Genomic DNA, 25,169 nt, shown 5'->3' on the forward strand with positions numbered 1-25,169 from the left:
CAACCAAAACCCCTCAAGAACTACCCATCCTCACAAACGGGCGGCAAAGATAAGAGAGTTTTTTAAACCACCAAATCATAATTGGTAATCCTCAAAACTATTGTCTAAACCTCTAAAGAACTTCCACCATTTTTATAGTAGCGGGGTGCAAATATAGAACGCAATTCCTAAATAGCAAATTTTTTTCACAAAATATCCACTAAAACAAAGAGTGTATAGCTGTAACCTACGCTGCCAATAGGTTATGCGAATAAAAATGCTACTTAAATACTAGCTAATTTCTTCTCTAATGATTAAAAAAAGTACAAAAGCATACTAAATGATACAGCACAATGCGGCTGTGGAATGTTTGTAAACTTTTTTCTTTTTTCGGCGGGTGAAGAAGCAGGAATTGGTAAAGCTAGCTTAATTGAGTTTGAATGAATTCATTGCTTTCAAAAAAATATCTTTATTTACTTCCCACTTTTTCAAATCACAATTAATAGTAAGTAAAAAAAGTCTCTATTCCTTCTAAATGCTTTTGTTACCCATTTTACATTTTTGTAAATGTGTTCGTAATAAAATTCAGTAACGTTTCCTTTTGTTGTCATATTAACATAAGAAAATTTATCTTTTATCTCGTTCATTTCCAAAATAAAGTTCTTCGTTTTGTCTAACGGAAAGTCAATACCTGCATGATAAGAAAAAGTCAATGCGCCATAGTTCCCCTCAGGAAAAAAATTTAAAGTCCCGTTTTCATTTGTTGTCTGCCATTCAATTGGATATTGTAAAGTGAATTTGTCGCCTTTATAAATGATTGTCTTGTTTTGTTGTCCAAAAGCTTGTGAAGTTATCAACCCGATAAGAATAACTATCTCAAAATTAGCCTCAGGTTCTGAAACAAACAAAGTTTACTCACTTTCTACCAACTACTAACTATCACGTTTCTAAAGCTCAATTTTCCATCCTCGTCAAACTTCCTCACAAAGCCACTGCAAAGCTTTACAAAGTCAGTAAAAAGGTTTTACAAAGTCGGCAAGTGATACATGTTCATTTTTTGTAGTTTCATCAGTAACAATTATTCACCTTTTTAAACTACAAATTACCATTGACGACAAGCAAACCAACCAATTAGGACAGGCTGAAAAAGTGGCTACCTTTTTAACGAGCCACGCTGCCGACCTTACCGCTACACCTGAACTTGGCACTACCCTTTTGCCACAATTACAAGCACAAATAGCTACCACGCTTGACAATGATGCCCTTGCCACGCAAGACAATACCGGCCACACCGATGACAAAAGTGAAGACCGTGTAAACCTTGAAGATGCGGTATTTCATGTAGCTACGGGCCTAGTAAGCTATGCCGATGATACGGACGATTTTGTGCTACAAAACATGATTGAATTTCCCATCTCTACCATTCAAGGGTTTAGAGATATGCGCCTAGCACAGTATGCCGAAACCATACTAGACAAAGTAGCTGTACCTGCGGTTGCTACTGCTTTGGCTGCCAAACACAATGTATCTGCCGCAGATATTACAGAACTACAAACTTTATCTACAAGCTTTAAAGCCAAGATAGCCACGCCACTAGAAAAGCGTGCCGAAGCCGCCGCCTATGGCAAGCTAGTAGATAGAAATATTGCCACCATAAAGCAAACCCTAGAGAAGATTCGCCGAAAAATGAATACCTACCGCAAAACCAATCGCCTACTGTTTGATATGTTTGAAGCGGTAGACGTGCTAGACACTTATGGCCAAGGTGGTAGCAGTAGCAATACCACATCGGGCACAGTAGGTATGGGCGAAACAAAACTCGCCATGCCTATTACCAACTTTAGCGCCGATGCAAGCATAAAACTTACCAATAAAGGGTCTGTTGCGCTAGTGTTTACGGGGCATTTACAAAATGCGGTAGTGGGTACACCCATTACAGTGCCAGCAGGCAGCACCACCACCACTACCCTTGGGGCTATTGCTACCAATCTAGATAGTATTTATGTACAAAACACCAGTACCACTATTATTGGTAGCTATAGCATTAGCCAATAAATAATGCAAGTTTATATAAGCGGGTGTACTAGTACGGTACATCCGCTTTTTTATGTGTGTATCATCCGGCCTACAACAAGAAAAATACATACAATCTATACATCAGTTCATTTAGTCTATATTTACGTTCATTTTTACATTATCTACGTTTATTTTTACATTTTTATAGTACACATTTATAATATTTACGTACATTATAACGTTTTTACGCTTTAAACAAACATACTTATTGTTATATTGAGCCATCAATTGTTCAATATGACAATAAATTGAAAAAATACTAACAATAATGACCATGAGTGCCATTTTTAACCATCACAACATCAAACCAAGACTTGCAGAAATTAATTTACCATTGATGGTAAGTGTGTATGCGAAAGAAAGAGAGATTAGTGTTATCCAGTTAAGTAAAAATATGGGGCGATCAGCTAGTTATTTGCACCATCAACTAGCCAAACCAGACCAACCAGTATCGCTACTGTTACTGTTAAGTACCCATTTACAGCACAACTTACTAGAACCTTACCAGGCCATTATACCAGACACCTGCCGTACCACCAATGCCGAAAAAGCCTTGCAACAGCAAATAGCCGCCCTGCAAAAAGAGCTTGAGGATGTAAAAAAGGAAAGGGATATTTATAAAGCAATTGCAATGAAGTAAGGCGATTGCAGACCTATAAGGTTTTGCAAAACCTTATAGGTTTAGAGTGTGGTAATGTCACTATTCAACCTATCAAAAATTCGCTGATTAAACTCAGAATCTATGTCCTCAAGCCACTCATAACTACCACAGATTTCTACATCAATTGCAGCTTGCATTTGCTCAATAAACATCGTGGGTATCCAACAATACAAATAAGTTTTGGTAACGTAAAACCAAGTATCAATGGGTGGTATGTCAGCTTCATCTACAAAGCCAAAACTATTAGCAATAGGTGCTCCGTCATAAGTTGTTATATCAATATAAAATTTGAGGATTTTACCCATACCACTCAAGTTATTAATGGATATGTTTTCGTTAGATTGCCTTAGTTGTAAGGCTGACGCTAAAACTGCATTATAATTAAAGGGCACATATGGTGTACTAGCGTTTGTATAAGCACCATCAATACTATCTATATCACAAAATTGATAAAATGGATTACCATTATAAAGTGGGTTTGTAGTGCGTAAAACGGTACCGAAATCAATTTTCGACTTGTCTTCTATTGCGTTAACAATCTGCTCAGTCCACACAATAGTTTTATAAAGGTTTAAATAGAAACTTCTATCAAACATATCATCAGCAAGGTATTTAGGCGAATAATCTACATTAGGTGTAAACTCATAAAATCTTGCTTCTCGCTTTCTTTTAAGTGCATCAATGATAAACTGAATTAGCCGTACCATAATTAAGCTTGAACTCAAATATATTCACTTTATCTGTTGGCATACTAACTAACAAAAATGAAGTCGCTAGCAGTCAGCGGTTGAGGACACCCGCCGATAAGAAGCAACCCTACATCGCCACCATCTTTTTATACGCTGCTTGCAATTGCTTCGCCTTATCTATTTGGCCTGCTTTAATAGCTTGGTATATAGGCTGTGCTACCTTGTTTGCTTGTGATTGTGGGTATTGCTTATTGAGGTATGTCAATGCTTCTTCAAAATACTCGGTGAGTGTTTCACTATCACTATTGTAAAAAAAGGTATTGTCTAACCTAACCTCGCCTATCAATACCGATGTGTATGAATGCAAATTATCGGCACAAACCTTGGCATACATAAACTCTGGGTGCTTAGCAATAAAATCTTCATACCAAATAATTCTATCTACAAAAGCTGTAGGTTTTATTATTAAAGACGCATCGCTTTCAAATACATCAATATCTTCTTTCTGTAACTGTACAAGGTAGGTAACCATAGTAGATGACAGTATGCTGTGTAACTGCTTAGCGGTAAAGCTTCTATCAGCTATTATAAAAGCAACGCCTTCATCCATTTGCAGCATAAAACCATTGCTAGTAATGCGCTGTTTCAATTGCTGTAATGGTACAGACAAAGTAGCTGGTGTGCCGTCTTCGTTTAATGCCATCAGAGAATCTAGCGAGATGCTATAATCACCTCTTAACTTACTATCTAGCTGTTCTACTAGTTTGTTATTAAACGTTTGGAACAAGGTATAAGCCGTATCGCACAAGGCAGCAGGTTCGCCCACAAACAATGCTTTGAATTGCGATAACGCTTTTGTATTTGATACTAAATCAGCATTATCTAACGAAGCAAGAAATTGCTGATAGGCCTTTAACTTACTATAATAAAAAACAGTAGGCACAGTGCCATATTGAATGGCAGCACTAACAGTATCTTTAGTAGTAATTGTTGCTTGCTTAGTAGTATCGGCTTGCCCACAAGCCACCAAAATAATGATGAAAGTACCTAGGATAATTTTGTTCATATAGCGCAGTTAATAGAACGTAAATATAATAATAAAGCCCTCAAGAATTAATTTCCGAGGGCTTTACCATGCGTTAAACCTACAAGGTTTTTGAAACCTTATAGGTTTACAATAATTATTTCACTTCTATCACACAAGCTTGGTAAGGTTGTAACGTAGTGCTACCATTAGCCAATGTTAGGGTGTTTGGTAAGTTGTTGATTAAGGTTTTACCAAGTTGCAAGGTGGTTGGTAAGCTTACTGCATTTGCCTTGCTAGTAAAGTTCAACAACACCAAAACTGTTTTACCATTTAAGCTTCTTGTATAAGCATATATGTTAGGGTTATTTTTATCCAACAATTCGTATTTGCCATACACTAGCACTTTATTATCCTTACGTAATTGCACCAACGTTCTAAAATAATTAAGCGTACTGTTAGGGTCTTTATCTTGTGCAGCAGCATTAATAGTGGTGTGGTTAGGGTTAATTTTTAGCCAAGGCTTACCTGTGGTAAAACCTGCATTGGTACTATTATCCCACTGAAAAGGTGTACGGCCATTATCTCTACAACTGAACTTAATATTTTCCATGAACTGAGGAATATTGCCACCTGTAGCTACCAAGTGTTTATACTCATTTAGCGTGGCCACATCGTTATAGTCTTCTATTTTATCCATGCGAATATTGGTCATGCCAAGCTCATCACCATTGTAGTAATAAGGTGTACCACGCATCGTCATAATAAAGGTGCTCAGCATTTTAGAAGATACCTCTCTAAATGTAGGGCTGTCATTACCATAACGTGTTACAAGCCTTGCTTGGTCGTGGTTTGCCAAGAAGATAGACAGCCAACCATTGGTAGCAAAAGCGCTATCCCATTTGGTAAAAATCTCTTTCAATTTTAGTACACTGTAGCCATCTTTTTTAGCTAAGTCTACTGCATCAAAAGCATAAGCCATGTTCAGTTCTTTACGGCTTGCATCAACCATGTCGTGCGCATCTTTAAACGAATTACCAGCACCTTCTGCTACACTCATAATATTGTATTTGCTCAATACCTCTGTATTCATTTCTTTTAGGTAGTCGTGCAAATGCGGCCCTACTGCATAGTACAATAAAAAGTTCTTTTCGTAGCCCGCAGGAAAAGCAGGCCAGGTAGTGTCTTTAGCAGCAAACTGAAAAGCATCTAATCTGAAACCATCAATCCCTTTATCAGCCCAAAACTTCATGATATTGTGTACCTCTTTACGCAATTCAGGATTTTCCCAATTTAAGTCGGGCTGCTTGCGAGAGAAATAATGTAAGTAGTACGCATTGGTGGCACTGTCATACATCCATGCATCATGATTCACATCAAACAAACTATAACGTGGTGTAGGCTTGCCTTTTTCAGCAGGCCACCAATGGTAATAGTTGCGGTATTTATTAGTACGAGAACTACGGCTTTGTTTAAACCATTCGTGTTCATCGCTACTATGATTTACCACTAAATCCATCACCACTTTTATACCACGTTCGTGCATACCTTTTAGCAAGGCATCAAAATCTTCCATAGTACCAAACTGCTTCATAATAGCACGGTAATCGCTGATATCATAGCCATTATCATCATTAGGCGATTCGTAAATGGGGTTTAACCAAACAGCCGTAATACCAAGGCTTTTCAAGTAATCAAGCTTAGATATAATACCTTTTAAATCGCCCACACCATCACCATCACTATCTTTAAAACTACGTGGATACAGTTGGTACACCACTGCTTCTTTCCACCACTGCGCTTCAGGAATATCGGTTGCTACCGTTTCTTTTTTTTCGTTGTTACAAGCTGCAGAAACTACTACCATTAGTAATACAGCCAATAGCCATTTGTACATATTATTGGGGTTTAAAAAATTGATAAAAATTTATTTAACAATGTAGGTTTTCCGTTCAATGCCTATACCTGTAAGCGTAAGCCCTTTCCAAGTTGGTGGCAAAGCAGAGGCAACTTGTGTAATGCCTTTAGATGTTATTTCTAACCCGCCAAAACCCATCAACACACTTTGCAAAATACCACCTGCACCTGTAGCAAAATAAGGATTGGTACCTCCTTTGGTTTCAGCAATTACACGTAGAGGTGGTAATAAATTAGGCTCGTAAGCATCTTTAAAAAAGTGATAGGCTTTAGCACCATCACCAAGGCGTGCATAAAGTAATGTGAAAATGGCTTGCGTCATAGCAGGTGTACCTTCATTGGGTACACGTGTTTCGTAATAGGCTAGGTCTTTTCTTATTTGCGCAGCGCTTGTAATTTCTTTTAAAGGATAAGCCAATAGGTTTACATCAGCTTGCTTAATACCTTCACCATGATAAGTGGCATGTTCTTTCGTCACTCCATTTTCCATGGCTAACACAGGAATATTATTAGCCACATGCACCCAATCAGCATCAGGTGTAATGCCTAGTATGGTAGCGGCTTCTGTAGCATCTCGTAACACAGCTTTTGCAGCAGCATTGGTAAAGGCATCGTTGTCTACATTTTCTGCCCACTCATCTGACGCTACTACATTTTTAATATCGTATTTGCCAGGGCCATTACGTTCTACCCTGCTAGCCCAAAATGCAGCAGTTTCTTTAAGCAATGGATAGCCTTTTTCACGTAGCCATTCTTTGTCTTGCGTAACACAATAATAGTTCCATGCAGCAATACCTACACAGGCTGTAATATGTTGTTCAAATGGACCGCTTAAAGCCCATACTGGTGTTTCTTCTACACCTGTGCCTGCGCTTTCCCAAGGAAACATTGCGCCTTTATAGCCGTGATTAAATGCGTTTTGTTTGGCTGCTGCCAATCGCTGAAAGCGATACTCAACCATACTTTTAGCCATTTCTGGATGTAGCACCAACATAGCAGGGTACATCCACAATTCAGTATCCCAAAATACATGACCATTATAACCCAAACCACTTAAACCCATTGGTGACGGACTCATAGCAGAACCTTCACGTACAAAAGAATACAAGTGGTACATCATGCTATGAATATCTTGTTGTGCTTGTGCATCGCCTTCAATTTTTATATCGCTTTTCCAAAGGTTATCCCATGCGGTGTTGTGAAAAGCTATCAATCTATCTCTACCTTCAAGCTTAGCCGTAATGGTCATACGTTCAGCTTCATTTAATGGATCGTCGTGGTGGGCAGAAGTAATAGAAGAACCTGCAATTGAGAAACTGTATTTCTCGCCTGCTTTAAGTTGCTTACCAAACTTCATTAAGTGCATATTATTATCCCACATTTCATGAATCACTCTTGGTTCGCTACCATGTTTTTCACTAAACAAAAAAGTATTAGAAGCACACATTAACAACTTACCTGTAGGGCTTTTAGCAGAAGATGCTAAGAGACTAATTACCACATGTGGTCTATCAATTTCATTATAGTAATTCTGTACATCTTTCAATGCATCCGGTGCTTCCATTACACTTGCAGCACCTATGTTAATGTCTTTTTTAGCCGTTACTGTTACATCCATCAACACAGTAAAAGGCAATTGGCGTAGCGAGTAATAGGTGTAAGCAATATCGGCTTTATCGCCATAGCTAAAGGTGGTGGTAAAACTAGCATGATGCATGTCTAGTTCTTGCTGCATATTGGTTGCATCGCTACCACCAATGCGCCTACCATCAACCTCTAAATACATGTTCAATAGGTTGAAGCTTTTTAAGAAATTGCTTACTCTACCACGACCATACAAATCGTATGCCCCCGCTAGCACCACGTCTTTAACTTTAAAAGGTTCTGGTGACGATACCACACCAATCATACCATTGGCTACTGTAATACCGTAGTAGTTTGAGGGATCAATTTTTGTAGTTGTAATTTTCCATGGGTCTTGCGCAAAAGCACAAATTGTAGATAACACAGCAACACTAAAAGTGAGCAAAGACAATCTTTTTTGAAACATAATTTTTGTATTAGCAAGCATGAAAAAGAATTTCTAAAATTAAACAGATTAGGCAAGTGAAACTGTGTAATTGTGATGAATGCAAAGGAATTAGCACTGAAATTATCCCCTGCAAACGGTTTAAAACAATTTCTGAAAATGATAAAAACCGAATCGTTGATTATGTACTATTTTGCAACACTATTTCTCAAGTAATTTATTGCGATTGTATATGAAAAAGTGGTTGACAATTTTAGCGGCATTAATAGCCATAGTAATTACGAGTATCTATTTGCTTATTCCCAAACACCTTGTTGTGTCTAGCATTACACCTGTACATACCAATTATGCTAGTGCAGTAGAATACGCTTCTAACGAAGACCATTGGGCTAAATGGTGGCCAGGTAAACTTGAGAAAATTGGCAATAAAACTGTTGCTACTTACAATGGTGCCATCTTTCACATTGTTGGCAAATCTTACAATAACACAGAAATTGCTGTTGAATACAATAACCAAACAACGATTGTAAACCTTGCTGTTGCAAGTGCTCAACATGACTCTGTAAACATTATTTGCCAGTATACCGACACCACTGGTGTAAACCCAATTACAAGAATTAAGCGCTATAACAGAGGCGTTTTTATTAAACAAAACATTAAAGAAGTCATGCAAAAATTAGAGATGTTTTTAGAAAAAACATCTAACATTTACGGCTTTAATATAGTAAGTACAATGGTAAAAGATACTGCCTTAATGAGTACTAAAACTTACCTAAATCATACACCGTCAACAGCAGAAGTTTATAGCCTTGTCAATCAGCTAAGAAACCACATACAACAACAAGGTGCTACTATTATCAATGCGCCCATGCTTAACGTAACTAAAGAAAGTGAAACATCTTACAAGGTAATGGTAGCAATACCTGTAAACCATACCGTTTCAGAAACCAATACCATACAACTTAAGCGCATGGTAATAGGTAGAATACTTGAAAGTGATAGCATTAAAGGTGGACCATCAACAATAGCTCATTCATTCAAAATGTTTGAAAAATATTTCGCAGATTTTAAGCACTCATCACCTGCAATACCTTACCAACAGTTGATTACAGACAGAGAAAAAGAAAGCGATACAAGCAAATGGATAACTCGATTTTACTATCCTATTTTTTAAGTTGCTGTTGTTGTATCACCATTACACTATCATTATTTTTTACCAATACTAAAGCCTGTTGTTTATTAATAACAATGGGCTCTATTTTTCGTACCTGACCTTTTAGCTGCAAGCCGTTTATAGTGGACACATCAAATTTATTGTTACCCTTATTAATGAGTAATGTGCCAAAGTCAGCATCGTATCTACCCATTTGAATATTGTTCTCATAAAAATTCCCAACCAATAAAATGTCTTGCAAATTATCATGATTAGCATCTATTATCACAGCATCTTTAAAGCTAGTAAATTGTGCTTGATAGGGCAAAGCTTGCGTGGTAAAATTACCTTTGCCATCATTCATTAATAGCGCATTTGCAAAATAATTTGCTTGCCACTTTTCAGCTTTCTCTAGTTTTTCTTCTGTAAATATTTCCTTCAAACTAGCTTTTGCAAAATCATGTGCGTACAAAAAATTCTTTTTTAGCAAAGGCATTTGTTTCTCTAATTCAGCCTTATTTGCAAAAGGTAATTCTCTGCCGTTTAAGAAATATGTAAGCACTTGTTCTTTTTTACCATTACCATCAAAGTCATTGTAATAAAGCGTTACAGGTGTTTTATCGCTTGCCGTTAAGCGACTATTTAAACCAAGATTACCAACTATAAAATCTACATTGCCATCATTATTAACATCGCATGGCAATGTAAAATTCCACCAACCTTTTTTATCGGTAAGCATTTGTTTGGTAAACGAACTTTTACCACTTACAAAAGCACAAACACCATCCCATTCAAGGCTGAGGACTAAATCTTTTTTACCATCTTTATTAATATCTACCCAAATAGCATTCTGTACAAAACCTACTTTAGATAAGTCTTTGCTGTATTGTTCTGTTACATTTTTAAAATGTCCTTTACCATCATTCTGTAGCAAATAAGATTGTGGTACTTCACCATAAGCCCAAGGCACAGATCTTGCACCAATGAATAAATCCATGGCACCATCATTATTAAAATCATAAGGCACTACACAAGAAGCAGTGAGAAATAAGTTGTCAAAAGCATGTGCAAGCTTATTAAAATTACCCTTGCCATCGTTGGTATATACTTGCGGCTGTTGATGTTCATCATTACCATAATATTCATTACCACCTGTTGCTATTACCAGGTCTAAAGTCTTATCACCATTTACATCTATAAAGCAAGCATCTACATTTTCATTCGTACTATCTGCATCAATGCTTGGCTGATTAGTTTTAATAAATTTACCATTGGCTTGTTGTGTAAAAATTGCAGGTTTATTACCTTTTGAAGAACCAATAAATACATCTTCGAATCCATCACCATTAATATCTGCAACAGCTAATGCTGGCCCTTCACGAGACACCATATGTGGTATTAATGGCTCTCTGTCAAATTCGTTAAAAGGATTTTCTTCGTGTTTCCAAAGTAGATTTGTTTGCTTGGTAATATCAACCATTGGTGTGGTTGTATTCATGTAATGCCTAGTAAGTACATTGTAATCAAACTTTGGTAATCCTTTTTTATAATTTATTGAAAGCTTTGCTGTACCTGATTTATAAGCGATATGTTCAAAAGTATTATCAGGCCATACAAGCAACAAACTATCTACCGTTGTATTCTCTAAACCAATATGCACAGGTAGCTCCATACTACTTTGAAAGCCTTTTACAGGATAGTTTTCATACGTACGAATCTCTTTCTTGCTAAACAATAACAACTTGGCCCCTATGGCATTGATATTGTTTTCGCTACCTTTTAAAGTAATGTCAACGGAAGCTTTTGGCTTGGTATCATTACTTTTGTTTTGGTACACCAATACAGCGTCATCAATATTATTCACTACAACATCTAGGTCACCATCATTATCTAAATCAGCATAAACAGCACCATTAGAAAAAGTCTGTTTATCATTCGTTACTTGTGCGGCAACATCTTTAAAAGTTACGTCACCATTGTTTTTGTAGAATTTATTGGGTAGTTTTATTTGAGGAAACGATTCGATAATTTTCTTTTCTTTCTCTGCAATTTTATTGTTACGTATTTGGTCTTGCACCTCACTATTCGATACAAAGTTTACATAGTCAATATCGTTCAAGCGCTTTGGTATGCCATTGCTAATAAACAAATCTTTCAAGCCATCATTATCAAAATCCATCCACAAAGGGCTCCAGCTCCAATCGGTTGCTGCAATACCAGCATACAAACCCACTTCACTGAACATACCATTACGTCTATTTAATTGTAAGTTATTTCTTGTGTATTGATAGTTATAACCATAACCAATCTTCATGTAAAAGGTATTGTATTCATCCTCACCCAAAGAACGTTTCAAGATATAAGGATCAGAAGGTAACATATCCATAGAAATGATTTCAGGATATGCATCGTTGTTGATATCAGCCACATCTACACCCATCGAAAACTGACTTGTATGCATGATTCTATTCTGCAAATCATCTTTAAATGTGCCATTCTTTTGATTGATGTACAGATAATCATTTTCGTGAAAATCGTTGCCGATGTATAAGTCAGGATAACCATCTAAATCTATGTCACTCACACATATACCAAGGCCATAACCAATAGCCGAACTATTAATACCACATTGCTTTGTTACATCCGTAAAATGCTTGCCATCATTGCGATACAGCTTATCACCAGTTAAAGGATGATATGTACCAAGAAACAAACTTCTATTACCAAACGTACCATTTTGATGCACCGAATGATTCAACAAAAACATATCTAAATCACCATCATTATCGTAATCGAAAAAAGTAGCTTGCGTACTAAATCCACTAAAATCTAAACCATATTCTACGGCCTTATCTGTGTAACTCGGCACACCATTTTTATCAATACCGTTGCATACTAGCAACTGATTTTTACCATGCAAACTTTCAAACTGCCCTACCCTACAAACATATAAATCCAGCAGCCCATCGTTATTAATATCTACCACACTTACACCAGTGCTCCAGCCACCATCATTAGGAATATTCGCCTTTGCTGTCACGTTTTCAAAATGCAGCTTACCCTTGTTTAGGTACAAACTATTTTGCCCTTGGTTGCTACAAAAAAATAAATCTATCGAGCCATCATTATTAAAGTCGCCAGCGCTTACGCCGGCACCGTTATAGAAATACATGTACTTAAACATGTTAAAACTATCTGTAGGATTCAATCGATTATTAAAATCCAGTCCTGTTTGTTTTGCTTCAAGCACTTCAAACAAAGGCTGTTCTATTACCGTAGGTTTAGATGTGCAGCCTTGCATCATCCCGATAGCTATCGGGATGGCTAATAAAATAAAGTATACTACTGTCTTCATGTTCTTTGTTTGTTAGTAGTCTTTAGTACTACTATAATACTTCTGTTGTGAATTTATACTGAGTTTGCGAAGTACCTCAGCATCATTCTTATCGCTACGCAGCTTTTACCAAAGTGTATTGAAACTCTTACCGCAAGGGCTTTACAAGTTTATACAGCAATGGGGTTTCATTATTTTGTAGCACCAACATTTGCTTGCCTTGCTTTGTATTAATGGCCTTTATATCTCTAACTTGACCATTCATGGATATACCAGTTTTGGCATTATTCACCCACTCAAAATTGCCTTTACCGTTATTCAATAACACATGGCCATAACTTGCATCCATCCTAGAAAACTGTGGTAAGAAATCAAATCTATTGCCACCCATTACTAAGTCAATCATGCCATCATTATTTACGTCAATTGGCAATATCGCATTTACGCAAGACAACTGCACTTGCATGGGTAAAGGCTTCATAGTGAACTTACCATTACCTTCATTTACTGCAACTATTGTGGTACTATAGTTAAACTGCTTTATTACGCTAGATGTAGCTATGGCTTTACCAAACAAATCTTCTATGCTTTTATCTGCATAGTCTGCGTGCTTTAAGTTTTGCTTTTTAAGCGATGGTATTTGTTCGGTTAAATCACGCTTCATAAACACAGGCTTATCCTTACCATCAATTGTTCTTGTGAGTATCTTTTTCACAGAACCAGATGCGTCAAAGTCGTTCATAAACAATTTTACAGGACTTATATCAGATGGTTGCAAGTAAAAGTTTTCGCCTACGTTTCCTAATATCAAATCTTCATCACCATCATTATCTACATCTGCAACAGCTAGTGTTTTCCACCAACCATATAGTTTATCCAAATTGGTTGTCACTTCTTCAAAATGATGATTCTTATAAGTGAAAACAACTGGATGCATCCAATCACCCACTACTATTAGTTCTTTTAGTTTATCGCCTACAACATCAGCCCACACTGCATTTGACACTATACCAACATTGGCAATAGCAGGCGTTGCTATATCTTTAAACGTGCCTTTACCATCATTCTCTAATAAATAACTTTTGGGTGTTTCACCATAATTAGACGATACATTTTTACTACCTACAAACAAGTCTAAATCGCCATCATTATCAAAGTCATTAGCCACTACTACAGATGTATTACCGCCATTTGTTGGCAGTGCTTTTGTATCAATTGTAAAATGTCCTTTACCATCATTCTTGTACAGCCTGTTCTGCATTTGTCTTGTGCTTACTGGTGCATTATTACCACCTGAACCCACAAATAAATCCAAGTCACCATCTTTATCACAATCAAAAAATAAAGTAGCAACATCTTCAAAGTCAGCAAACTGTTGAAATACTGGTTCGTTCTGTTTTATAAATTTTCCATCCCTTTGCTGCAAGTACAATTGCCCTGCGTGATTAGTTGCGCCGCTAGTGTATACATCTTCTAAACCATCGCCATTTACATCGCCTACAGCAGCTCGTGGCCCCTCTTTCGACAACATTTCAGGAATATTTCTTTCATAAAAAAAGTCGTCATAATCGTCTTCAATATGTTTATCAAATGTGGCAGGCACTACAGTAAAAAATGGTGATATGGTAGCCTTATGTTCTAGATAAATTTCAGTTGTTGCAGTTTGTTGTATTTGATGTAATTGATTGATTGCGGGCTTAATCATTTTTACAAAAGTTCTGTTAGGCCAAATGACAATCATCGAATCTACAGCCTTTGTACTTAATCCTATTACGACCTTATAATCCATTGAAGATTGAAAGCCTCTACTAGGTACAATTTCTTTTGTAAACTCTTCACTACCTTGATATACTTTTATCTTACTCCCTACAGCGAAAGTATTGCTATCATTACCTTTCAAGCTAACGGCTATATAGTTGTTATGATTCGTTTCTCGGCTTTTGTTTTTATAAATAAATGCTTGTTCGTTAGTGTTATTTACTACCAGGTCTAGGTCACCATCGTTATCTAAATCGCCATAGGCTGTACCACTAGAAAAAGATGGCTGCGTAAAACCCATTGCTTCGCCATCATCACTAAATTTCAAATTGCCTTTGTTATGGAAAAACTTATTTACTAATTTTTGCGAAGACATCTTTTTTATCAATTCGCCCACCTGTTCTTTCTCACCAGTTGCAGCCATCTTTTGTAATACATCGTTGGCGAAAAAGTCAATAAAATCTTGGTCAGTTATATCATGGTAAATACCATTTGATACATAGATGTCATTTAGCCCATCGTTATCGGCATCAAATATTAAACCGCCCCAGCTCCAATCGCTAGCAGCTACACCACTGTAATATGCTGTTTCTACAAAGTGTCCATCAGCGTTGTTTACTTGCAAGCAGTTCTGCATGTATTGATTATAAAAGCCAGATTTTATTTTTAAATTATTTACATCAGAACTTTCAAACGCTGTTGTTGTTTTTAAACGCTTATCATCCTTAGGCAACATGTCAGTAGTAAAAATATCGGTGTTACCATCGTTGTTAATATCACCTAAATCTGCACCCATAGAAAAGTGACTTGTATGTTGCAAATGCTGTTCTAGCTCTTCTTTAAAAGTGCCATTTTTTTGATTGATGTATAGGTAATCTTTCTCGTAAAAATCGTTGCAAATGTAGAGGTCAGGGTAACCATCGTTATTAATATCACCAACATTTACACCAAGGCCAAAACCTATCAAACTACCGTAAATATTAGCTTGCTCACTTACATCAGTAAAGTTACCATTGTCATTGCGCATCAACTTATCACCACCACCTTTATAGTAATCAGCTACAGGCCAGTCTTTGGCTCGCAAGTCTCTTTTGTTTGAGTAGTTTAAAGTATTTGCAGATATAAAACTATTGTTCAAAACATAACAATCTAAATCACCGTCAAGGTCATAATCAAAGAAGGCAACTTGTGTACAATAGCTACCTTCATTGGTTAAGCCATATTGCGCTGATTGTTCTGTAAATGTATTGTTGTGGTTATTGATGTAAAGTTTGTTCTTAGGTATATAGCCAGGCATGTATCCAGCATTTGACACATAAATGTCTAGCCATCCATCATGGTTAATATCAACCATTACCACACCAGTGCTCCAATCTTTTTCCTTAGAAACCCCAGCAGTTGTAGTAATATCTTGAAACTTAAAATCGCCTTTGTTTAAGTACAATTTATTAGTGCCCATGTTGGCTGTAAAAAAGATATCAGCTAGTCCATCGTTGTTAATATCACCAATAGCTACACCACCACCATTGTAAAAATTTCGGTAGTTGAAAATATTAAAGTCCTTAGTGTCTTCAACCTTATTTACAAAGTCTACACCAGTATTATTAGCTAATTCGAATAAAGCAGTAGTTGCTGGTTTACTAGTACATGATACCCCTACAATCAGCCATATTGCAGCAATACATAGCCATATGTTTATTTGCTTTTGTTGCATTATTTCTTTGTAGGTATTTGATATAAAACTGGCGCTTCATTATTCTGTAAAACCAATACATGCGGCTTACCATTTGCCTTCAATTGTTTGATATCTTTTATTTCGCCTCGTAGCGAAACACCTGTAGACACAGCATCTGCAACAGAAAAATGACCTTTACCATCGTTCAGTAAAATACCACCAAGGCTTGCATCTAGCCTACCAAACTGTGGTACCAAATCAAAATCATTTCCACCATACACAATATCTTTAAAACCATCGTTATTTACATCAACAACCGTCATTGCATTAATGCAAGATAATTGTGCAAGAAACGGTAACGATTGTACCTCAAACTGTCCATTACCTTTATTAATAGCCACAATAGAACTGGTATAATTGAATTGCTTAACCAAAGTTGTACTTAATACTTTTTCAGGAAATAACTCTTGAATAGACTTTTTAGAAAACACTTCGTGCAGCAAATTCTGCTTCTTTAAAATAGGCAACTGCGCTTCTAATTCATGCTTTAAAAATACAGTCATGTCTTTACCATTAACAGTGTGCGTCATTATTTTATCTAGCGTACCGTTTTGGTCAAAGTCGTTTACCCAAAGCTTTACAGGATTCTTTTCGTCTGGATGTAAGTAAAAATTGTTACCAATATTACCAATCACTAAATCCATTTTGCCATCACCATTTATATCTGTTGCTACAATACTTCGCCACCAACCAAATAGGTTTGATAAATTAGTAATCACTTCTTCAAAATGATGATTTGTAAACGAAAATACACGAGGCGCCATCCATTCACCTACAATTATCAATTCTGGTTTCGCATCGCCTGAAACATTTGCCCACACAGCGTTTGTGACCATACCAATATTGGCGATTGCACCTATTTTATCTTTTGGTAAATCTGTAAAATGGCCTTTACCATCGTTAACATAAATGTGGCTCACAGGGTCTACACCATATTTTAATGGTATACTTCTACTACCAACAAACAAGTCAACATCACCATCATTATCAAAGTCGCAAGGGGTAGCTATTGCAATGTTCGTATTGCTCAGTGGAAAAGCTGATACCTCTAAAATAAAGTTGCCTTTACCATCATTTTTATACAAGCGATGTTGTAATTCTCTGCTGTTTGCATCGCTAATATTATTACCGCCTGCACCTACAAATAAATCCAAATCACCATCACCATCACTATCAAAAAACAAAGTTGCTACATCTTCAAAAGCAGCAAATTGTGTAAAGCCATTTTGCGGCTTCTTACTAAAACTACCTTTATCATTTTGCAGATACAATTGCCCTGACTGATTGGTAGCACCACCAATAAATATATCATCAAGACCATCACCATTTACATCACCTACAGCCGCTTGCGGCCCTTCTCTAGAAAGCATTTTAGGGATATTTTGTTCTGCATAAAAATCTACAACATCATCCTCTTGATGCTTCTCAAAGCTGCTATTTGTTTGCGTAAAAAATTTAGTGTCCCCGCTACCAAATGGATTAGAAGATAGTCTTTCAGCCTCTTCTTGCCTTACCACATAATGCTTATTCAATTGTGGTTTTTTGATAGTTGTAGTAGAAAAATCTGGCCAAGTAATTTCCATTACATCTACACTTGTAAGCTTGCCTAAGCCAATGGTTTGTTTATAATCAACAGAAGATTGAAAGCCACGAACAGGCTCAATTTCTCTTGATATAATTTGATTGCCTTGATAAATTTTTATTGTTGCGCCTACGGCAAAAGTGTTGCCACCATTACCTTTTAGCGACACACTGATGTAGTTATTTTGATTAAGCTGACGTGCATTATTCTTATAAACAAAAGCAGGCTGATTTTCATTATTCACAATCATATCAAGGTCGCCATCGTTATCTAAATCTGCATAAGCAACCGTATTGGAAAAGGATGGTTTTGTAAAGCCCCATTGCTCACCTATATCTTCAAATTGCAGGTTACCCTTATTGCGATAAGCCTTATTAAGTAAAGGCGTTTGAGGTATTTTCTTAATTAAACTATCCGCTATATTTTGCTTATTACCAGTAACCAAAATACGCTGATACATATCACTAGAGAAGAAGTCTAAAAAGTCAAGATTACTCAAATCTCTATTAATGCCATTACACACATAAATATCATTATAACCATCATTATCTGCATCAAATAGTACAAGCCCCCAGCTCCAATCTGTAGCAGATACACCACTTGCATTGGCAATATCTATGAACTTTCCGTTCTTGTTATTTAGCTGTAAACAGTTGCGCACATATTGGTTGTAAAAGCCCGCTTTTATCTTGCTTCTATACAAGTCTACATTATCAAATGTGCCAGTAGTTTTTAAGCGATAATCATCAGGTGGCAACATATCAGTAGTGTAAATATCTGGGTAGCCATCATTGTTAATATCTACAATATCTGTACCCATAGATGACATGCTGATGTGTTGCATCCACGTTTCCAGTTCATCTTTAAACGTGCCGTTTTTTTGGTTGATGTACAGATAGTCTCTCTCCAAAAAGTCGTTACCTACATAAATATCAGGATAGCCATCACCATTAACATCGGCAACAGACACACCTAAGCCAAAGCTTAATAAACTTGTGTGAATACCTGCTTGCTGCGATACTTCTTCAAAGTGTTGATTGGTATTTTTATACAAATGATTACCACCACCTTTGTATTGTTCAGGAACTTTCCAGGCAGATAATGCAGAGTCACGCATGCCCTGATAATTCAATGTTCCAAAAGGTATTGGACTATTGTCGATAATAAAACAATCCAAGTCGCCATCTTTATCGTAATCAAAAAAAACCGCTTGTGTACTATAGCCAGAATGATTTAAACCATATTGTTTTGCGGCTTCTGTAAATGTGTTGTTGTGATTGTTGATGTACAGTTGATTGAGGCGACTATTTTTACCAACATGGCCTGAATTGCAGATGTAAACATCCAGCCAACCATCGGCATTAATATCTACAAATGTTACTCCAGTGCTCCATTGCCCATTCTGCTGAAAGCCAGATTTAGTAGTAATATCATCAAATTTAAAGTTGCCTTTGTTAAGATAAATTTTATTGTCGCCAAGGTTTGAAGTTAATACCACATCTGGCAACCCATCATTATTAATATCGCCTAAAGCAACACCACCACCGTTGTAGAAATTACGAAACTGAAAGCTATTTTCTTCCTTGTTATCAACTACCGTATTTTCAAAATGAATACCAGTACTATCACTATCCATCAATTGAAAAAGTGTCTCTTTTTTTTGGGGTTGATGGCAAGCAGCAAACACATATAGGCATAGTATTAAAATACTACAATATCTTTTCAATAATCTTTTCTTGTAAATAACTATTTCCATTTATCTGATAGCTAACTAAATTTTTAATATATCCTATTGCCAAAACTTAAAATCTGTATTTTACCCCCTTACCCAACGTGGCAAAGCAGGTGTAAAAGGCATTATCAACCTCTTTCTAACGTATTTAAACTACGTTTATAACCTATTTTACCGCCTTACCCAACGGGGTAGCGTAGGTATAAAAGCCATTACTACCCCCTTTTAACCTACTAAAGCCACCTTTTTAACCCCTTTTACCCCCTTACCCAACGGGGTAGCGTAGGTATAAAAGCCATTAGTACCCCCTTTTTAACCTACTAAAGCCACCTTTTTAACCCCTTTTACCCCCTTGCCTAACGGGGTAGCGTAGGTATAAAAGGGCAATACCGATTGTGTTTAACGTATAAAGCATCTCTTGCAAACCAGTTCTTCGATGCATTTACAGGTATCCTCAATGGTTAACCTTGTAAAGCACGGGGTATTCATTGTTTTGCAAAAGCAATAAATATTGACCATTTTTTGCAGGAATTTCAACCATGTCTTTAATATCGCCACGTTGTAAAATACCAGATTGATTAGTACCAGCCCATTTAAAATTACCCTTACCATCATTTATTAAAACATCTCCAAAACTTGCATCTAACCTTTCGAACTGAGGCAAGAAACATGATAAATTGCCACCAGCAACAATATCTATTTTTCCATCGTGGTTAATGTCTGTACACAGCATCGTATTAATAGACGATAGTTGCATACGTGGTGGTAATTTCTGAATAATAAACTGCCCATTACCTTGATTGATTGCAACACAAGAACTTGTATAGTTAAACGTTTTTTGTAAGGAAGAAGTAATTAACTCTGGGCTAAATAATTCTTGTATAGACTTCAATGCATACACTTCATGCTTTAAATTCTTCTTTTTTAATGGCGGTACTTGTTCTTCCATTTCGTGCTTCAACAGCAATGGTAAATCTTTACCATCAATTTCACTGGTTAGTATTTTATGTTTAGAACCATTTTGATTGAAGTCGTTTACCCAAAGCTTTACAGGATGTGCGCTATCTGGTTTTAAATAACAGTTTTCGCCTACGTTACCCAATACCAAATCTATTTTTCCATCACCGTTAACATCTGTTGCTACTATAGATTGCCACCAACCATCCATGGTATTTAAGTTAGAAATAACTTCTTCAAAATGGTCTTTTTTAAAGCTGTAAATATGTGGCGCCATCCATTCACCTACAATAATTAATTCATTATTAGCATCGCCTGAAACATTGGCCCACAAAGCATTTGTAACCATACCTATATTACTAATGCCAGCCATTTTGGCTGCAACCATATCAGTAAAAATACCTTTACCATTATTGATGTAAATATGGCTTTGAGGACTGTTACCGTAAATCTGTGTTACATTTCTTGCCCCTACAAATAAGTCCATATCGCCATCATGGTCAAAGTCATACGGTACAGCTACAGAAATATTATCTTGGTTTAAAGGAAACGAATTCGTGTTGATTGAGAAATTTCCCTTACCATCATTAATGTATAATCGATGTTGTAGCTCTCTGCTTGCTGGTGTAGCATTACTACCGCCTGCACCTACAAATAGATCCAAGTCTTTATCACCATCGCAATCAAACATTACACAAGCCACATCTTCAAAGTCAGCATATTGCTTAAATACAGGTTCTTGCTTCTCTACAAAACCTTTATCTGTTTGTGTATATAAATGCCCTTCTTGCCCTTTTGCACCACCAATGTATACATCTGCAAGTCCATCACCATTCACATCACCAACAGCAGCTTTAGGGCCTTCGGTTGATAGCATTCTAGGTATACCTCTTTCGTAATAAAAATCTACATGTTCATCCTCTGTATGTTTTTGAAAAACGCTAGCTGGTATTTGTGTGTAAAAAGTTGCTGGCACTATTGTCTTTAAATCATCAATACTATTCTTTGTTTCTTTTTGTTGAATAGTATGCACTTGATTTATGGCAGGGTGATATATTTTTTCGTATGACCTATCAGCCCAAGTAATCAACATAGAATCTATTGTATTGGCTTTGCCTAAACCAATAATGGCTTTATAATCAACCGACGACTGAAAGCCTCGACTAGGCACTATTTCACGGGTTAAAATTTCTTCGCCAACAAACAGGGTAACCTTGCTACCTATGGCAAAAAGATTTTGCCCCCTACCTTTTAAAGTAATGCCGATGTAATTATTTTTGTTTTGCTCACGAGCATTGTTTTTGTAAACAAATGAAGGTTGATTTTCATTGCTAACTATCAAGTCTAAATCACCATCATTATCTAAATCTGCATAAGCAGCACCATTAGAAAATGTAGGCTGTGAAAAGCCCCATTGAGTACCAATATCTGTAAATCCAAGGTTTTTTTCGTTGCGATATACTTTATTCTGCAAAGGCGTTCTGGGTATATTTTGCAACAATTGGTCTATCTCTTTTTTCTTACCACCGAGTGCCATTTTATGATACGTTTCATCTGCAAAAAAGTCCATAAAATCTAAATTGGTAACATCTCTGTTTACGCCATTGCATACATACAAATCGTTCCAACCATCGTTATCCATATCAAACATCAAAGCCCCCCAGCTCCAATCTGTAGCAGATACACCACTGTAATTGGCTATGTCGGAAAACTTGCCATTTTGATTATTTAGGTGTAAGCAGTTTTTAATATACTGGTAATAAAAACCAGCTTTTAGCTTACTGTTAAACAAGTCTATATTATCAAATGAGCCTGTTGTTTTTAAGCGCAAATCATTTACAGGCAACATGTCTGTGGTAAATAAATCTGGGTAACCATCGTTGTTGATATCGGCAATATCTGCACCCATAGATGAGAAGCTCGTATGCTGCATCCACGTTTCTAATTCATCTTTAAATGTGCCATTTTTTTGGTTGATGTATAAATAATCTCTTTCGTACGAATCGTTTGATACAAACACGTCAGGGTAGCCATCGTTATTAATATCGCCTACAGAAACACCTAGGCCAAAGCTTATTAATGTACCATGAATACCAGCCTTCCTTGTAACTTCTTTAAAATGCCCATTATCGTTACGAAATAGATGATCACCACCACCTTTTAAAAACGCACCAACAGACCACTCGCTTTCAGGTAAGTCTCTACGATTAGCAAAGTCTAATTGATTAACAGGTATTGGGCTATTGTTAATCATGAAGCAATCTAAATCGCCATCCATATCATAATCAAAAAACGATACTTGCGTAGTATAAGCAGAAATGTCTAACCCATATTTTGCAGCTGATTCTGTAAAGGTTAAATCATGATTATTGATGTACAACTTATTCTTGCGGTTACCTGTACTCATATGGCCAGAAGCAGACACGTAGATATCTAACCAACCATCGCTATTTACATCGGTAAAAACAACGCCAGTGTTCCATTTATCATCTACAATAATGCCTGCTTTGGTACTAATGTCATCAAACTTAAAATTGCCTTTGTTTAGGTATAATTTATTCGCACTAGCATTTGACGTTAAAAACACATCGGCTAAACCATCATTGTTTATATCGCCAATTGCTACACCGCCACCATTGTAAAAATTACGGAATAAAAAGCTGTTTTCTATTCTGCCATCTTCTACGTTATTGGTAAAATTGATGCCCGTGCTATCCATTAATTGAAACAGTGCTGGTGATTCTACTTTGGCATTTTTACAAGCAAAAAAACAAGTAATAACAAGTGGCAAACAAAGATTGTGAAGTACTTTTTTCATCATTGCAAACATCGTGTAATCTATATAAAAAGAGAGGCCATTTTTCAATGACCTCTCGTAAAAGTATAACAAATTTAAACAGCCAATGTTAAATTAATAACCAGGATTTTGTTTCAAATTTGGGTTAGCAGCCAATGCTTGATTTGGTATTGGGAATAATATATACTTTACATTGTCAGTCGGTTTAAGACCCCAAGGTTTTGTAAATACACCAAAACGTATTAAGTCAGTTCTACGTACACTTTCCCAATACAATTCTCTACCTCTTTCTGCTAAAAATGTGTTTGCATCATCTACATTGTTTACATTAACTAAAGGTAATGTTACAAATGGTGCAGCACCACGAGCAACTCGCAAGCCATTTACTAAAGCTAAACCAGCAGCAGTTGCACCCGTTCTCATTTGAGCTTCAGCTACCATTAAAACGACATCTGGATATCTAAAAACCATCAAATCATTCCCAGCATTATCTTGATAATGGTCATAATCTGGTACGTACTTTATTACTCTAATGCCTGTCACTTCTAGATTTGATCCTGTTTCTTTCATATCTGAGGCAATCGCTGGGGTATAAGCTAGAGGTGCACCAGTTCTATCTTTAAGAGCAACACCATTTTCGTTATACTGTTGTCCTACAAGAAAACCTGGACGAATGCCCGAAATATTGGATGATCCTGGATATACTCTTCCTCCAATACGTTTATCAAATAAAGTATCGGTTGGGCCAAAGGCTGTTGCTGTTGCTGTTGTATTAAAGCTATTGTAAAAATCGCTTATTGTAGAGAAGCCATTCCAACCAGCATTTGGATTTTTAGGGGTATATGAATTATAGTGCAATGTCATATTCCACCTTGCTCTAATATCAGAAGGATTAGTACTTGAACCAGCTGTATTATCTATTCTAAAAATAGCCTCGGTAGAATTGTCATTTGTTGCATTAAAGTTAGCAAAGTAGTTAGATGAATAACTATACTTACCACTATTAATAATAGTATTACCAAGACTGATTACCTGTGCCATATCAGCAGCATCGAACGTAGGTGCAGAAGGTGTGGCAAACGCACCCTTTTGTAAGTAACACTTCATTAAAAGCGTTCTACATGCATCTGGATTAGCCAATGCACTTCCATTACCTGATGGCAAGTCTGGAAGTATAGCTGTTAACTCACTTATAATATAACTTGCACCACTTGCGCCCATATAAACTTTTGGTGCTTTTAATAAGTCTTCACCAGGCGCCCTTAAAGGAAACTGACCATACAAATCTAGTAGATAATATAATGCCAAGGCTCTGACAAATCTAGCTTCCGCAGCTTGCGCTTTAGTAGGATTGAAATTAAGAACATTGGTAGCATCAAAGTTAACTTTGTTTAAGCCATTAAAAACACTTGTTACCTGCCCATGATCAGCAGTCCATGAGTGATTGTGAATTACGCGCCAAACACCATTGTCATCCCAGTCACCGCCTCTTGTAGGCACAAGAGATTCGTCAGATGAATTTTCCTCTAAAGAAAACACTTGGTCTTGCGACGTAAGAGGACCACCTAAATCAGCATATGCCGCTGCTAGTAGTAGACCTGTACCCTCTGTACCTAAAGCCGAAGAAACTTGGCTATTAGTTAAGGTAGAGTTTAAGCTCTCATTAAGTTTGGTACAACCATTTAAGGTAATAGTTGCTACTATAGGAATAGCAAACTTTAATACAATTTTATACATTTTCATATA

13 protein-coding genes are annotated in these 25,169 nt (G+C 36.6%); 3 read left to right on the forward strand and 10 right to left on the reverse strand.

Features of this window, described 5'->3' with window-relative positions:
- Window positions 1-467: 467 nt before the first annotated feature.
- Window positions 468-887: a hypothetical protein gene (locus ACT9TX_RS07165; RefSeq protein WP_481337582.1), complete on the reverse strand. Its 420-nt coding sequence runs from the start codon at window positions 885-887 to the stop codon at window positions 468-470.
- Window positions 888-1,128: 241 nt separating this feature from the next.
- Between ACT9TX_RS07165 and ACT9TX_RS07170 the strand changes: the two genes are divergently transcribed.
- The gene (locus tag ACT9TX_RS07170) at window positions 1,129-2,034 is read left to right on the forward strand and encodes a hypothetical protein (protein ID WP_481337583.1); all 906 of its coding nucleotides are present in this window, start codon (window positions 1,129-1,131) and stop codon (window positions 2,032-2,034) included.
- A gap of 295 nt (window positions 2,035-2,329) precedes the next feature.
- Window positions 2,330-2,695, forward strand: a complete 366-nt coding sequence (locus tag ACT9TX_RS07175; protein ID WP_481337584.1) for a hypothetical protein — start codon at window positions 2,330-2,332, stop codon at window positions 2,693-2,695.
- 41 nt (window positions 2,696-2,736) lie between these two features.
- Here ACT9TX_RS07175 and ACT9TX_RS07180 read toward each other — a convergent pair whose 3' ends face one another.
- The 4 genes from ACT9TX_RS07180 to ACT9TX_RS07195 all read right to left on the reverse strand — a co-directional run bounded on the left by ACT9TX_RS07180 (window position 2,737) and on the right by ACT9TX_RS07195 (window position 8,396).
- Window positions 2,737-3,423, reverse strand: coding sequence for a hypothetical protein (locus tag ACT9TX_RS07180; protein WP_481337586.1), 687 nt, complete (start codon window positions 3,421-3,423; stop codon window positions 2,737-2,739).
- 109 nt (window positions 3,424-3,532) lie between these two features.
- Window positions 3,533-4,471, reverse strand: a complete 939-nt coding sequence (locus ACT9TX_RS07185; protein ID WP_481337587.1) for a hypothetical protein — start codon at window positions 4,469-4,471, stop codon at window positions 3,533-3,535.
- Between the two features lie 115 nt (window positions 4,472-4,586).
- On the reverse strand, window positions 4,587-6,326 hold the full coding sequence (locus ACT9TX_RS07190) for a glycoside hydrolase family 13 protein (protein WP_481337588.1): 1,740 nt from the start codon (window positions 6,324-6,326) through the stop codon (window positions 4,587-4,589).
- 30 nt (window positions 6,327-6,356) lie between these two features.
- Window positions 6,357-8,396, reverse strand: coding sequence for a kojibiose hydrolase (locus ACT9TX_RS07195; RefSeq protein WP_481337589.1), 2,040 nt, complete (start codon window positions 8,394-8,396; stop codon window positions 6,357-6,359).
- A 211-nt stretch (window positions 8,397-8,607) separates the two neighbouring features.
- On the opposite strand from ACT9TX_RS07195, the gene ACT9TX_RS07200 reads away from it, so the two are divergent.
- A complete protein-coding gene (locus ACT9TX_RS07200) occupies window positions 8,608-9,549 on the forward strand; it encodes a hypothetical protein (RefSeq protein WP_481337590.1) in 942 nt (313 codons plus the stop codon).
- Here the strand turns inward: ACT9TX_RS07200 and ACT9TX_RS07205 are convergent.
- The 5 genes from ACT9TX_RS07205 to ACT9TX_RS07225 all read right to left on the reverse strand — a co-directional run bounded on the left by ACT9TX_RS07205 (window position 9,539) and on the right by ACT9TX_RS07225 (window position 25,166).
- Complete coding sequence (locus ACT9TX_RS07205) at window positions 9,539-12,883, reverse strand: VCBS repeat-containing protein (RefSeq protein ID WP_481337591.1); 3,345 nt, start codon at window positions 12,881-12,883, stop codon at window positions 9,539-9,541. The genes ACT9TX_RS07200 and ACT9TX_RS07205 overlap by 11 nt on opposite strands.
- A gap of 127 nt (window positions 12,884-13,010) precedes the next feature.
- A complete protein-coding gene (locus ACT9TX_RS07210) occupies window positions 13,011-16,334 on the reverse strand; it encodes a VCBS repeat-containing protein (protein WP_481337592.1) in 3,324 nt (1,107 codons plus the stop codon).
- On the reverse strand, window positions 16,334-19,693 hold the full coding sequence (locus ACT9TX_RS07215; protein ID WP_481337593.1) for a CRTAC1 family protein: 3,360 nt from the start codon (window positions 19,691-19,693) through the stop codon (window positions 16,334-16,336). The genes ACT9TX_RS07210 and ACT9TX_RS07215 overlap by 1 nt, the downstream gene beginning before the upstream one ends.
- Before the next feature lie 430 nt (window positions 19,694-20,123).
- The gene (locus tag ACT9TX_RS07220) at window positions 20,124-23,447 is read right to left on the reverse strand and encodes a VCBS repeat-containing protein (protein WP_481337594.1); all 3,324 of its coding nucleotides are present in this window, start codon (window positions 23,445-23,447) and stop codon (window positions 20,124-20,126) included.
- 90 nt (window positions 23,448-23,537) lie between these two features.
- A complete protein-coding gene (locus ACT9TX_RS07225; RefSeq protein ID WP_481337595.1) occupies window positions 23,538-25,166 on the reverse strand; it encodes a RagB/SusD family nutrient uptake outer membrane protein in 1,629 nt (542 codons plus the stop codon).
- Window positions 25,167-25,169 lie beyond the last annotated feature (3 nt).

The sequence above is a fragment of the Parasediminibacterium sp. HNIBRBA5674 genome (assembly GCF_056745525.1).